The organism is Spirosoma humi, assembly GCF_054776575.1.
The window spans coordinates 96,842-111,425 of the sequence record NZ_BAAHBR010000002.1 but is presented as its reverse complement, the minus strand read 5'-3'; the positions used below and the strand labels follow the sequence as shown (position 1 = coordinate 111,425).

Genomic DNA, 14,584 nt, shown 5'->3' with positions numbered 1-14,584 from the left:
CGCTTTTTGCTATGGAAGTTAGTTGCCTAACACAATTACCGTTTGTCAAGCGGCACAAACTCGCGTAATGTCGAACCCGTGTAAATCTGACGTGGCCGACCGATTGGCTCTTTTGTTTCGCGCATCTCTTTCCACTGGGCAATCCAGCCCGGTAAACGACCAATAGCGAACATCACCGTGAACATGTTTGTCGGTATACCCAGGGCGCGATAAATGATACCCGAATAGAAATCGACATTGGGGTACAGCTTGCGGGATACGAAATACTCGTCGTTAAGAGCAGCCTCTTCCAGTCCTTTCGCAATTTCTAAAATCGGGTCGTTCACGCCAAGCTTGGCTAATACATCATCCGCAGCTTTCTTAATGATCTTGGCCCGTGGGTCAAAGTTCTTGTATACCCGGTGACCAAAACCAAACAGCCGGAAACCCGTTGTTTTTGCGTTTTTAGCCATCTCTACGTATTTGGAAACATCGCCACCATCGGCTTTGATATCTTCAAGCATTTCAATGACTTCCTGATTGGCACCGCCATGTAGTGGCCCCCACAACGCACTGATACCCGCCGAAATAGACGAATATAGATTAGCCTGCGACGATCCCACAAGCCGCACTGTTGAAGTCGAGCAGTTCTGTTCATGGTCGGCGTGCAGAATAAGCAATACATTCAACGCTTCGGCCACTACCGGATCAACCTTATAGTCCTCAACGGGCAGCGAGAACATCATGTTCAGAAAGTTCGGGATATAATCGAGCGTGTTTTTCGGGTAGTTAGCCGGATGCCCCAATGCCCGCTTATACGACCAGGTTGCAATCGTTGGCAGTTTGGCCAGCAAGCGGATAATATGCCGATCAACATCATCGTCTTTTCCGCTTTCCAGATCAGGGTAAAAGGCGCTCATGGCGCTCACGAGCGAGGCCAGCACACCCATTGGGTGAGCCTTAACCGGAAAACCGTCAAAGATTTTCCGCATGTCTTCATTCACCAGCGTATGCCGACGAATGGCCGTTTCGAAGCTAGTAAATTCTTCCTGTGTCGGCAGTTCACCGTAAATCAATAGATAGGCAACTTCCAGAAACGACGCCTTGGCGGCCAGATCTTCAATAGAATACCCCCGATACTGCAGAATGCCCAGCTCACCATCCAGAAATGTGATGGCGCTTTTGGTGGCACCGGTGTTTTTATAGCCGCGGTCTAACGTAACATAGCCAGTCTGATCACGAAGGTTCGAGATGTCGAAGGCTTTCTCGTGTTCGGTTCCCTCTAGTGTTGGAAATGAATACGTTTTACCATCGACGGTTAATTCAGCGGAGTTTGCCATATAAAAAATCAGGGTAGAGTAATCAGAAACATTAAATTAGGTATTGATTGAGTATCAGGACATAAATTCACAAGAGAGCCTCATGCCGATCGCCTATTTATGCCCTTCAGAACACAGCCATATAGCCAGCGAACTGGTCGGGCGAAATTAGTCCAAAAACATAAACGACAGATGAAATCGTACAAAAAAAGCCGTATTACGTTTGCATTAAAGTGTAACCTAAAGATTTTACAATAAGTTTTCTCGTCACCGCTTAAAGAAATTACCCCCTTTCATCACCATTCGCACCCGCTGTACGTCGGTAATTGTTTTGGTTGGGTCGCCCTCCACGGCCACCAGGTCGGCCAGTAAACCAGCCCGTACGCGCCCCCGGTCAGCCAGGTGAAATACATCGGCATTGGTCGAGGTAACGGAGCGCATGACAGCGAGAGGCTTCATGCCGTAATCGACCATCAATACGAGCTCACGGGCATTATCGCCGTGGCTGAATACGCCAACATCGCCCCCCGCGCAAATAGTTACGCCCGCATCCAGAGCCTGTTTGAACGTAGCCCGCTTTTGTTTCATACGCTCAGGCTCCGCATCCTGCCCTTTCTTCCAGCCGCGATATTGGCTGATGGCGTCGCCCGCGGCTAGTGTAGGACAAAGTGCGGTACCATGTTGTTTCATTAACGCAAAAATTTCGGGCGTTCCGGCGTCACCATGCTCAACGGTTTCGCAACCAGCCAGAATGGCCCGACGCATACCCTCGGCCGTACCCGCATGGGCCACTACACCCCGGCCGCTGCTCCGGGCCACCTCCACAATCAGCTTTAGCTCATCGAGTGTGAAAGTTGGGCGTGCTTCGGCCATCAATCCCCAGCGGTAATCGGCATAGATTTTTATGGCATCGGCTCCTTTGCCAATCTGCCGCCGAACTGCCTGGATCAGCGCATCGTGTCCGTCGGCTTCTTCGGCCCCCTGCGGCACGGCAATGTCGGGGCCAAACCCTTTCGGACCATAGCTCCCCGTGGCAATGAGCGCTTTTGTCACCACAATCATGCGGGGACCGGCGATGATTCCCTGATGGATAGCTTGCTTCAGACCAACATCATCATATTCGGCACCTTCGGTCCCTAAATCCCGTACAGTTGTGAAGCCCGCCTGTAGTGTTTTCTGGGCATGAACCGTTGCGCGGGCTACCCGCAACGAACGGGCTTCTTTCAGTACCTGATCATCCCAGGGCGTTTCGTTGTAGGGGTGCAGCAACAAATGCGAATGCCCTTCGATCAAGCCCGGCATCAACGTCATTCCTTTCAAATCGACCGGTTCGACTCCATCGGCAGATACGGAGGCTGTTGGACCTACCGCTTCGATTTTATCCCCTTTCACACGGACCACCCATCCTTCGTGAACGGTTTCGCCGTCGAAAACCCGGTCGGGGCGGAGCAGGTACCCGACAGCATCTTGCTGTCGGTGTGTAATAAAGGGTTTTGTTGTATATGCCGACAGCAAGATGCTGTCGGGTACAAGCAAGAACATTAGTAGCCACTTACTCAAAGTCATTATAGTCAGGTTTTATGTAAGAGTATTCCCAATCTTGCCACCGTTGGCAGAGGCCCGCTTTTACAGGATTTTGTAAGATATATTGTACAATTCGGCAGAGTTCATTGCGGTCGCGCACGAGCCGGTCGTAGCTTTCGTGCTCCCAGAAAGCACCCGTTCTGTCAAGTAGCTCATTGCACTTATTAGCAGTGAAGCTTTTTAGGCTATGCATCACCTTATCAAGCGTGATACTTGGTTTTGCTTCAGAAGCTGAGTGAAGCGTAAAGACCGCATGTACATGATTTGACATGATGGTAAAAGCAATCAAATCGCACTTTTTTTCGTCAAAATAATGAAGTGCGTTAGCCACGATATGAGCAATTGCATCGAGCCTTAAGTAATGCGGGCCGTTGTCGATTTTATCGAGCACCCTATCATAGCGACCAAAGAACTGGCGATGCAACTTATCCAGTTGATCTGGGTTAGAATCAGGCTGCGTCAAAAGCTGTTTATACTGCCAATCAAACTCTTCCTGTAATGCCTTTTTGATTGATTGCGGCAGCGAATCGGCGAGCCGAAACGTCACAAAGAACGTTCCACCTAACGGCTGAATGTGCGGTAGTTTAGTCCGGTAAAAGTCACGGTAAGGCTCATTCATATATGCCCTTTTTGTACCCGACAGCCTCTTGCTGTCGGCGTGTAAACTACAGAAAACACACTACACACCGACAGCAAGAGGCTGTCGGGTACAATTAATTACCGCAATCGCCGAAGCAGGCTTTCGCCAAATACGAGGACAATCAGCCCAGGGAGCAGGATGGCCCCCGCCCGGAAACCAGCGCCCGTGAGTTTGTAGATACCTGTATTATACTGAGTGAAGCTTTGAAACAAATAATAGGCCGATGCGGCCAGTAAAGCAACGGTGACCCCAATGGATACAGGTTTGCTCAGTTGCCCGATGGCCCAGGAAATCAGCAGCGACAGTCCCACAACAACTGCCACGGTACCCAATGCTTTGGGAAAGGTTTCGAGATACGTATACTCAAAAAAGAACACCCCAGCCTGACCAATCAGGTTGGGGTGTGCCAGCAGCCAGGCGTCCAGAACGACCAGTACCAGTAATAAAATGTAGAAAGAGGAATTACGCATAAATCAATTTTCGCAGGTTGTTTTCGTACCAGCGAAGATACTGGATTTTGCGGCTTCTTACCCCTCCAACTCCATCTTCAAAAACTTGCCGGTATAACTTCCCTTCACCTCAGCGACTTTTTCGGGTGTGCCTTCGGCAATGATGAAACCGCCTTTGTTGCCCCCCTCGGGACCAAGGTCGATGAGATGATCCGATACCTTGATAACGTCCAGATTGTGCTCGATGATTAAGACCGTATTTCCCTTGTCAGCGAGTTTATTCAGCACGTCGAGCAGGTGCGCGATGTCCTGGAAGTGAAGCCCCGTAGTCGGTTCATCCAGAATGTACAGCGTCTTACCCGTATCTTTCTTGGACAACTCTTCGGCAAGCTTCACGCGCTGAGCCTCCCCACCCGATAAGGTTGTAGCGTGTTGGCCGAGCGTAATGTATCCAAGGCCCACGTCGTTCAGTGTACTCACCTTACGAAGAATTTTAGGCTGACTGGCGAAAAAATCAAGCGACTGTTCAACCGTCATATCGAGCACATCGGCAATGGATTTCCCTTTGAAACGAACTTCGAGCGTTTCCCGATTGAAGCGCTTGCCCTTGCAGGTTTCGCACATGACATGAACATCGGGCAGAAACTCCATCTCAATCTTTTTCATCCCCGCGCCTTCGCAATCTTCGCAACGGCCACCCTTCACGTTAAACGAGAACCGTCCCGGTTTGTAACCCCGAATTTTGGCTTCCGGTAGCTCAGCGAATAAGGTCCTGATCTCGGAGAACATACCTGTGTATGTAGCTGGATTGGAGCGGGGTGTCCGGCCAATGGGCGACTGGTCGACCTCGATTACTTTGTCCAAATGCTCCAGTCCGTCCACCGATTTGAAGGGTAATGGCTCCCGTTTCGACCGGTAGAAATGGCGGTTCAAAACCGGAAATAGTGTTTCGTGAATGAGCGATGATTTGCCGCTTCCCGATACACCCGTAATGGTCACCATTCGGCCCAGGGGTAGTTTGAGGGTTACGTTTTTTAGGTTGTTCCCACTGGCGTTCTTGATGATCAAAAACTTACCGTTACCTTTTCGCCGTTCGGCTGGTACCTCAATAGCCCGACGACCACTCAGGTAGTCAGCAGTTGTGCTGCTACCCGCATTGCCGACATACTGGTTTTTCAGAAATTCATCGGGTGTTCCCTGATTAACCACCTGCCCTCCATGCCGCCCGGCACCGGGGCCGATGTCGAGTATGAAGTCTGATTCGAGCATCATGTCTTTATCGTGTTCAACGACCAGAACCGTGTTGCCTAAATCGCGCAGATTTTTCAGCGAATCAATCAGTTTGACGTTGTCCCGCTGGTGTAGACCGATACTCGGTTCATCCATGATGTAGAGAACGCCCACCAACTGGGTACCGATTTGCGTAGCTAGGCGAATACGCTGCGCTTCGCCACCCGACAAGGTACGTAACGGACGATCGAGAGTCAGGTAGTCGAGGCCAATATCGAGCAGAAAACCGATGCGTTTCCGAATCTCTTTCAGAATTTCCTTGCCAATGATTTTCTGGCGATCTGTCAATCGATCCTCCAACCCGTTAAACCATTCCGTCAGTTCGGAAATGTCCATGCGAGCCAGCTCAGAGATGTTTTTCTGGTCAATTTTGAAATACAGCGATTCCTTTTTGAGCCGGGCTCCCGCACATTCGGGACAGGGCTTGATGACCATAAAATCTTTAAGCCATTCCTGAATTTTGTCGGTGCTATTTTCCTGCTGTCGTTTCAGAAAATTAACGATTCCTTCAAACTTAAAGCTGTAATAATCTTCACCAACGTACTTTTTCGAAGGCACCGTGGCTTCTTCTTCCGTACCGTGCATGAGTGCATGCAGCAGTTCTTCCGGAAACTTAACGACCGGCGTGGTCAGGTTAAGTTTGTATTTTTTCAGAATTGCTTCAATCTCTTTGAATATCCACAACTCCCGATACTCGCCCAGTGGCGCAATAGCACCACGGCTAATGCTCAGCGATTTGTCAGGAATAACCGATTCTTCCGTGATTTCCTCAACGACGCCTAATCCGTTACAGACCGGACAAGCCCCGTAGGGCGAGTTAAACGAAAACGAGTTCGGCGATGGCTCATCATAGCTAATACCGGATTCCGGATCCATTAGGTTCTGCGAGAAATAAACCAACTGGCCATTTCCATCCAGCATCTGCATAGCGCCTTTCCCCTGTTTCATCGACGTTTGAATCGACTGGCTGAGCCGGTACCTGTCTTCTACTTTTGGCACGAGTCGGTCAATAACAATTTCGATATCGTGGATCTTGTAGCGGTCCAGTTGCATCTTTGGCACAATGTCCTGCACCACACCATCCACCCGAACTTTCGTGTAGCCCGTCTTGGCAATCTGCACGAATAATTCGCGGTAATGCCCTTTCCGGCTTCTGATAATCGGTGCCAGGAGGGTTATTTTCTGACCGGCGTATTGCCCCAGAATGATGTCGATAATCTGATCCTGCGACTGGCGCTCCATTTTGCGACCCGTTACATACGAAAACGCTTCGCCGGCCCGGGCGTAGAGCAAACGCAGAAAGTCGTAAATCTCGGTCGTTGTTCCCACCGTTGATCGTGGGTTCTTGGACGTTGTTTTCTGCTCAATGGAAATCACCGGGCTGAGGCCGTTGATTTTATCGACATCGGGCCGTTCCATATCGCCGATAAACGAGCGGGCGTAGGCCGAGAAGCTTTCCATGTATCGGCGCTGGCCTTCGGCATAAATCGTATCAAAAGCGAGTGACGACTTACCACTTCCGCTGATGCCCGTTACGACAACCAGCTTGTTGCGGGGAATAACGACGTCAATGTTTTTGAGGTTGTGTTCGCGGGCACCCAGCACTTCAATCTGGTCGTATCCCGTTAGCTCTATATCAGTCAGACCGGCCTGACGCTCGGTCGCTTTTTCTTCTGTCACGTTCGGTTGGCTCATTCTAAACAACAACGTAAAACGGCCGGGGGTAGTTTCCCGGCAGACGACTGGTTTTTACACGAACCATGTGCTACGATTTTCCTATCTTTGGCTATACTGTCCTGAATTTGTTATGGCCGTTGCCTACGATACTCCCCGCCGACCGGCTCCCCGCCCTAAAGGCAAAATTCCTGAAAGCCTGATTTACGAAATCATGGACGGCAAGCCTATCTATCGGAAAGGCTATCGGGACGTATTGTCAGGGAAAAAAACAATCGAAGAAATTATGGGGGCCAGCACCTTGCAGTTAGTCATTGTATCGCATCTTATGAAGGTTATTTTCTCATTTTTAGATGATGATGTCTATTTTGTATTGACCGGCGAACCAGGAGTCCATATCGACCACCGCAATAATCTGGCTAATGATATTGCCATTTATGACCAGACCGTACTAACGCCCGCCAAAATCTCAAAAAAGTATGCAGATGTACCGCCCCGGATTGCTCTTGAAATTGATATTGAGGCCGATGTAACCGACATGACCGAGTCGGGTTATATTTACAAAAAAACGCGTAAACTCTTTGATTTTGGGGTTCATAAACTCATTTGGGTGCTGACCGACGCGCAGGTCATTATCGTTGCTACACCCGAACGGATTGAAACGGTAAACTGGGATAAAGACGTAGAAATCATGGACGGCCATGTGTTTAATATTGGCGCGTACCTGGCAAAGAAGGGAATAACTATCGTTTAATCGAAAGCAACGTAGTTATGCTAATCCCTATTTATAGGACGTATGACAACGGCCAAATTATTGGGGGCGAAACGCCCCCAATTCTCAAACGCACACCCAAAATACAAAACCGTTATTTTCGTACCTGGCTGCTTTCTTCATAGCCATGAAAGTTGCCTCTACTTCATTGTCCCTAAGACTCGTACAGATTGGTGGCATGAAAAAATCAACGGAAACAAACGCTGGGAGGCCGGAAATGAAAGTAAACTTATATCTACCATTAATGAGATACAATAAATATATTTGATCATAAATGTACGATTATCGGCTTCCTCTTTAAATGCTTGTTTCTTTCGATTTAATAATAATAGGCAAAGACTACTCTCGTAAATTTTTAGCAGAAGCGTGGGGCTATGCCGCCTTTCAAGCCCTCGCTCGTGGTGTAGTAACTCCCAAGGGAGACTCAAAAATTATTTTGTTTGTCACCGCTGAAAAACAAGGCTCTTTGGCTAAATACGCCGATAAACTATTAGATGAATATTTACATTGGGAAGTACCAAATGATCACTTTGCAGAAAGTCGAATGGTGAATGCGTGGTCTAATGGCGAAGAAATTCATCTATTCTTCAGAGCGATTCATCATACTGATTTTATATACTTTGGTAAGATTGAGATAGTTAGCATAGAATTAGAGTCTCAGCATCCAAGTAAATTCATATTTCACCTGAATGAGTACTACGCTGATACAACTCACAAAACAGTATCCGATCTTTGGACTAGAAATCAGCTACTAGCTGTTTTTAATTTATATTTAAAATTACCACCGGAAAAATTTGACCCAAATAATAAAGAAATTAAAATATTAGCGAGCTTACTTGGGAAAAGCGATAGCTCTGTTGCAATGAGATTAAACAATTTTGCTTTTGTTGATCCCTACAATAAGCAGCATGGCATGATTGGCTTAGAAGAAGGTGCAGAACAAATACAGTCAATATAGAATGTATTTACGTCTAATAAAGAAGATATAATTTGCGAAAGTGAACAAATAGTAGCTAGTTATCAACAAAAAACACTAGAAGAAATTTATACTAATACTGATTTTCTAGTTTCTGATTTAAAAGGGGACTACAAAATCAGATCTATCAAAACAAGAGTTAATCAAAACGTTTTTCGAAAAATAATTTTAAAAACGTATGCGAATCGATGTGCTATTTCGGGCTTAAACCAACCTGAGTTGTTAATAGCTGGACATATTATCCCTTGGGCTGTCAATAAAGAAGAAAGATTAAATCCAGAAAATGGTATTTGCTTGTCACATTTGTATGACCGCGCTTACGAAACTGGATTGATTTGCATTGACACAGATTATAAAGTGTTAATTTCGAGACGATTAAAAGAAGACGTCTCGAAAGATATTTTTCAGCGATTCTTCGGTCATTTTGAACACAAATCGATTCAACTTCCTAAGACATATCAACCGAGAAAGGAATTTCTCGAGTATCGTTTAAATCGTTTCAACAAATGACTTACGGCACCTTAACGAATCTTGCTTACCCTGAATACAAAACTATAGAGCCAAAAGTTGGCAAAGGGCAACATTGCCTCGCTGGTCAGACCGCCATGCTTATACGGTTATCGAGTTAAGAAAGGCTTTGTCCTTGTAACTCGTTACATCGCAGAACGTACCGATCTAAACGCCTATTCACTTGACCACAATGTTACACCTGTCAGGGCTAATTTGTGTGAAGACGGCAAGTACTACATCGGAAATCAAGTCTTAAAAATTGGTTATCGTGACGAACATTACATGACTATTCTTTTTAGTCTCACAATGTCGTTTGGCATAATTTAGAAAGCAGTAGCCCAAGGACATACGGCTCAGAGTTCTGTATGTTAAACATCATCCCCTTCTAAGAGAGTTTAAAGTAAGGCCAAAGACACTGATTGCGATGACAAGCAGTTAGTAGAAGGCAAATTGCCTTACTGATTCCCCGGGGATTCAGGCCAATTTAACCCACCCTTAACGTTAAGTCGGTTTCTATCTCAAATACTGAACTATTTCAAGAACTTCCTTACTACCCTCTGGTATAGTCTACTGATTACGTGTCCTTTGTCCCTCTCCACTATTTATCTCATGTCGATTACCCTACCAAATTAGCTTGCAGGAGTGGGCAGAAATCGTAATTTTGTTAGCTTGAACTTACTCATCAGTTATCGCTTTAATCAGTCTATCTGGCTGGTTATCTCCACATAAACCGCATTCCAATTGCTATGGTACAGAATGATGTGATCGAACCGATCTTAGAAGAAGACAAAGGCCGTTTTGTGCTGTTTCCGATTAAACACTGGGATATTTGGGAATACTACAAAACCCACGAAGCCTCGTTCTGGACAGCCGAAGAAATTGACCTTGGCCAGGATATGAAGGACTGGAACAGCCTGAACGATGGTGAACGCCATTTTATCTCGCACGTTCTGGCCTTTTTTGCCGCTTCAGACGGGATCGTCAACGAAAACCTGGCGGTCAACTTTCTGTCGGAAGTGCAGTATGCCGAAGCCAAATGTTTCTATGGATTCCAGATTATGATGGAAAATATCCACTCAGAGACATATTCGTTGCTAATTGACACCTACATTAAAGACGCGTCCGAAAAAGACCGGCTTCTGAATGCCATCGACACGATTCCGTGTGTGCAGAAAAAAGCGGAATGGGCATTGCGCTGGATCGACAATGGTTCGTTTGCCGAGCGGCTCATTGCTTTCGCCGTTGTCGAAGGCATTTTCTTCTCAGGCTCGTTCTGCTCCATATACTGGCTAAAGAAACGAGGCATGATGCCCGGCCTGACCTTTTCGAACGAGCTTATCTCACGCGATGAGGGCCTGCACCGTGACTTTGCCTGTATGCTCTACACAGATCACATCGCCAATAAACTGCCCGAATCGCAGATCTACGACATCATCCGTAACGCGGTCGAAATTGAGCAGGAATTTGTGGCCGATGCCCTTCCCGTATCGCTTATTGGCATGAACGCCGAGTTGATGAAGCAGTACATTGCTTTCGTGGCTGATCATCTGCTCACGACTCTTGGACTACGGAAACTGTACAACGTATCTAATCCATTCGACTTCATGGATATGATTTCGTTGCAGGGAAAAACAAACTTCTTCGAAAAGCGGGTTGGTGAGTACCAGCGGGGCGAGGTTATGTCCAAGTTCAAAGCCATGAAAGCAGCTGCTTCGCAGCCACAGGGCGTTGAAAATCCAGTGCCTATCGCCGTTGTCGAAGAGCCAAAAGGCATCACGTTCGACGCTGATTTTTAAAAATTGGTAAACAAAAGAAAGAAAAGTCCCAATCTGAAATTACTCCAGATTGGGACTTTTCTTTCTTTTGACCACAGTTCGTACACGGCTCCGCACAGTTTTGTGCCGAACGATACAGACTTTAATAAACTAATTAGTGAACGTACCGAGATAAACCACTACGTGGCTGAGAAAATAGACACCTTCGCGGATTACCAATTGTAGTAAGAACTATATGGCCGGTACTACCGACTGCTCTTTTCCGGCAGGCTGAGTCCATATCTGATACTGAACTCTTCCCCATACCAACAGACAAGCGAGTGCTTTGACATTATATGGCTGAAAGACTTGTTTCTGAACAACTTGCGGAAACAGATCCGTTGGCGAAAGCGAGGTGAACACGATGACCAGCGCCAAGAGTATTTTGTCAAGTTGTGTAGGTGTTGTAAGGGTCACCCACCAAAGAGCAACGCCAGTTACCGCTAATACATACGTAGGCGATTCCGCCATTTTATTGAAGACGATAATAAACAGGAAAAAGTAGGCGATCATACGCCGTTGAAATAATTTGTTATGCCAAAGGCTAAATCGAAGGAAGGGCAAGAGGAAAAGTGTTGCGCCAATCGATTCGATAATCCGGTAGTTTTCGTCTGTCTTGGCCATGCCGAACCAGGCCTGGGCTATACCCATTACTGAAACTTGTAAGCCTAGTTTACTGACGACAACAACATGAAACCACTCCTGGTATTCAGCCAATAAATGGTTGAGCGGAATAAGGGTTAACGGAGCAATACCGAACAGAACTATCCAACAAATCATGGCTAAAATAAACTGCGGTTTTCTGGGATAGAATAAAAAGAAACCTGCCGCTGCCATCCCGTAAAACTTAATAAAACCGCATAAAACGAAGAAAAAAGCGGCTTGCCAGACGCGCTCGTTTCGCAGGAAATACAACCCGAGCAACATGGAGCCGACAATAAGGTTGTTGCTTTGAAGATTTTGGGCCGTGATGAGCGCTTCAAGTATAATAATAAGGAGAGCAACCCGCCGTTGAACAGCGGGTTCTTTTTCATCGGACAAATAGAACCAAACGCCAGCCAGTAAGACAACGGTATTCAGCAGGTTCCACAAGATTGTTCCCAGCCAATCAGGCAGGTAGTAAAATGGGCCCATAAGCCAGGCAAACGTGGGACTGTACTTGTAATTATCTTCGTATAAATTCGGGTGTAAACCGTATATACTTTTATCTAATAGCAGGTTGTGAAATGGCCGGGCAAACATCAGGTAGTTATTGTATTGATGCAACAACAAGTATTGATGGACGGCAACCAGACAAAAAAGGCCAATGTAGAGCCGTATTAAACGGGGTAAGGTAAAATAGTCCAGTAATCGTTGAAAACGCATAGGTAGTCAATATGTCCTGTAAATTTAAACAGGTTTGATAAACTTACTAACTCACTCTTCTGAAGGAAACGTTGCTACCCTATTGGCAAAATCAACGTATGAAGGTGACCCGCGACTTTACCGTTGTATTATGTGTACTAGTAGTTTACTCAGAAATGCCCCCGGTTCATTAAGCAGACATAAACCGTTCGGCGGGCTTTCTTCCTTGAATTACAGTTTATTGTAGGATAGCTTCAGTTAATATTTTTTACTTTGTAGTTCATTACACGGACCAACGCATGGCAGTAGAGGGAATTAGCCGGTATTTCAGGCTGTGGAAACATATTGCAAATCCTGGCGAATACCTACTCCATAAAGTAGCCCGCCATAAACAGGACTTGTTTTTCACTACGAAACCGTTTCCCATTCGTTTTGAGGTGCCTCCAAGTCTTTACCTGATATTCAAAGAGATATTCATGGTAGATGTCTATGAGATGGACGACCTGGTTAGCACCTTACCCAAGGCGCCAGTCGTAATTGATATTGGTGCCAATGTCGGTTTTTTCGACATTCAGTTGTTGTCCAAAATTGAGAAGGCAACTATTTACGCCTATGAACCCGTACCGGCTAATGTAAAAACCCTGCAGCGTACGCTGCAACAGAACCCCCGACTTGCGCAGAGTATATACCTTTTTTCAATGGCCGTAACGGGAACGCCCATCGACCAACTGGAACTCTTCATTGAAGCCGAAGACAAGAGTCAGGTTGTGGCTTCTGTCTTTTCCGCCTTTCATGCAAACAATGGCCAAAAAATCATGGTGCCCTGTATAACCCTTACCGACATCATTGAGAAAAATAATCTGGCTGCCATCGATTTACTGAAAATGGACTGCGAAGGAAGCGAATACGATATTATCTACAACACCAGTCCTGAGCTAATCAGGCGGGCGAAAAAGATGGCAATCGAAGTACACAACCTGGACGAGCACCTGAACAATATCGATGCCTTTGACCGCTACATTCAGTCGCTGGGCTACACCACTACCCGCTCGCCTATCAACTCGTTTTGTTACGCACTGGAAGCCACGCGCCAGTAAGATTGTCACCCCGTCGGGCGTAGTCAGGGGTTGGGTATTCGCATAAGATCCTGATAGAGTTTCCAGTATTCGGTGGCAGCAATTTCCCACCGGAATTTCTGACTTTGCACCCGCAGACGGTCCGGCATTGCGGCATCATTTCGATACATTTCCATACCTTTCCCAAAGGTTTCGACCACTGTTTCAGCATCGAATGACGGGAAATAGAACGCTTCAGAACCGCCTACCTCCGGCAAACTTGTCAGGGTAGAACTAAAGACAGGCTTCCCGAAAGCCATCGCTTCAACGACAGGAATACCGAAACCCTCCAAAAGGGAAGGAAATAAAAATGCATCACAGTGGGTATAAAACCACCATTTTGTCGATTCACTGATGGGCCCCGGCATCAATAGTCGATTCGACACGCCCAGTTGCTGTGCCTGCTCACGGATTGTCTGGCTATAGTCCGGCTTGTCGGGACCAGCCAGCACTAGCCAGTAATCGGGATTAGCCGCCAGGATGGGCAGCATGGTGTGCACATTTTTGTAGGATTGCAGCATGCCGATAAAAAACAGGAACGGACCACCCGGCTCAACGGCCGGTGGCGTCACAGGAACCTGTTCCGGAATATCGACTCCACAGTAAATAACGTTCACGGGAGTTTGATCAGGAACTACCAACTGCCGGCGAACATCCTGCGCTACGTAAGCTGAAATTGTCGTTATGGCTTGTGCCTGATTGATCCGTGCCTGATACCGTTTCTTACGGCGCTCTTTGCGCTGGACCGAGTACTGGGTAAGCGCCAGATAATTAAGGTCCAGAATCGTATACATAAACCGGGTTGACCGAATCGGATAAATGTATGTATCCTGATACAGGCAATGCCAGATGTCGAATTTCCAGAAACGCCATATCCGATTCCAGCGACTGGCGATTCGGTACGTAACCGACGGCCCAAAAATACCCACCTGATCACGGGTAACCAAAAACGTCAGTTCCCAGCCGGGTGGTTTCTGGCGTACCAGTTCGCGGCCCAAATGTAAACAAAGCTGTCCGAGACCACTGGTCAGGTTGGCCATCCGTTCAGTTTCCAGAAATAGTCGAGGCATTAGGTGAGCAAATGAATGAATCAAAAATTAAAAATCTTACGGTCGGGC

Annotated in this window: 12 protein-coding genes; 5 read left to right on the top strand and 7 right to left on the bottom strand. The window is 46.9% G+C overall.

Going from position 1 to position 14,584, the window contains the following annotated elements; genetic code table 11:
• Positions 1-35: 35 nt before the first annotated feature.
• From ACYU8Y_RS02275 to uvrA, 5 genes are all read right to left on the bottom strand, one after another.
• The gene (locus tag ACYU8Y_RS02275; protein ID WP_460933771.1) at positions 36-1,319 is read right to left on the bottom strand and encodes a citrate synthase; all 1,284 of its coding nucleotides are present in this window, start codon (positions 1,317-1,319) and stop codon (positions 36-38) included.
• A gap of 246 nt (positions 1,320-1,565) precedes the next feature.
• Positions 1,566-2,840, bottom strand: coding sequence for a metal-dependent hydrolase family protein (locus tag ACYU8Y_RS02270; RefSeq protein ID WP_460933769.1), 1,275 nt, complete (start codon positions 2,838-2,840; stop codon positions 1,566-1,568).
• A gap of 10 nt (positions 2,841-2,850) precedes the next feature.
• Positions 2,851-3,501, bottom strand: a complete 651-nt coding sequence (locus ACYU8Y_RS02265) for a transposase (RefSeq protein WP_460933767.1) — start codon at positions 3,499-3,501, stop codon at positions 2,851-2,853.
• Positions 3,502-3,599: 98 nt separating this feature from the next.
• The gene (locus ACYU8Y_RS02260) at positions 3,600-3,992 is read right to left on the bottom strand and encodes a hypothetical protein (protein ID WP_460933765.1); all 393 of its coding nucleotides are present in this window, start codon (positions 3,990-3,992) and stop codon (positions 3,600-3,602) included.
• Between the two features lie 57 nt (positions 3,993-4,049).
• On the bottom strand, positions 4,050-6,956 hold the full coding sequence (gene uvrA / locus ACYU8Y_RS02255; protein ID WP_460933763.1) for an excinuclease ABC subunit UvrA: 2,907 nt from the start codon (positions 6,954-6,956) through the stop codon (positions 4,050-4,052).
• 112 nt (positions 6,957-7,068) lie between these two features.
• Between uvrA and ACYU8Y_RS02250 the strand changes: the two genes are divergently transcribed.
• The 4 genes from ACYU8Y_RS02250 to ACYU8Y_RS02235 all read left to right on the top strand — a co-directional run bounded on the left by ACYU8Y_RS02250 (position 7,069) and on the right by ACYU8Y_RS02235 (position 10,989).
• Entirely contained in the window at positions 7,069-7,689 is a 621-nt protein-coding gene (locus ACYU8Y_RS02250; RefSeq protein WP_460933761.1) for a Uma2 family endonuclease, read from the top strand.
• A 319-nt stretch (positions 7,690-8,008) separates the two neighbouring features.
• Positions 8,009-8,665 (top strand): DUF3427 domain-containing protein, encoded by a 657-nt coding sequence (locus tag ACYU8Y_RS02245; RefSeq protein ID WP_460933759.1) that lies wholly within the window; start codon positions 8,009-8,011, stop codon positions 8,663-8,665.
• A gap of 237 nt (positions 8,666-8,902) precedes the next feature.
• A complete protein-coding gene (locus ACYU8Y_RS02240; protein WP_460933757.1) occupies positions 8,903-9,193 on the top strand; it encodes an HNH endonuclease in 291 nt (96 codons plus the stop codon).
• Positions 9,194-9,939: 746 nt separating this feature from the next.
• Positions 9,940-10,989, top strand: a complete 1,050-nt coding sequence (locus ACYU8Y_RS02235) for a ribonucleotide-diphosphate reductase subunit beta (protein WP_460933755.1) — start codon at positions 9,940-9,942, stop codon at positions 10,987-10,989.
• Positions 10,990-11,199: 210 nt separating this feature from the next.
• Here the strand turns inward: ACYU8Y_RS02235 and ACYU8Y_RS02230 are convergent, their stop codons facing one another.
• Positions 11,200-12,372: a glycosyltransferase family 87 protein gene (locus tag ACYU8Y_RS02230; RefSeq protein WP_460933753.1), complete on the bottom strand. Its 1,173-nt coding sequence runs from the start codon at positions 12,370-12,372 to the stop codon at positions 11,200-11,202.
• A gap of 278 nt (positions 12,373-12,650) precedes the next feature.
• Here ACYU8Y_RS02230 and ACYU8Y_RS02225 point away from each other — a divergent pair, with 278 nt between their 5' ends.
• On the top strand, positions 12,651-13,448 hold the full coding sequence (locus ACYU8Y_RS02225; RefSeq protein WP_460933751.1) for an FkbM family methyltransferase: 798 nt from the start codon (positions 12,651-12,653) through the stop codon (positions 13,446-13,448).
• Between the two features lie 23 nt (positions 13,449-13,471).
• Here ACYU8Y_RS02225 and ACYU8Y_RS02220 read toward each other — a convergent pair whose 3' ends face one another.
• Entirely contained in the window at positions 13,472-14,536 is a 1,065-nt protein-coding gene (locus tag ACYU8Y_RS02220) for a glycosyltransferase family 4 protein (RefSeq protein ID WP_460933749.1), read from the bottom strand.
• Positions 14,537-14,584: the final 48 nt, after the last annotated feature.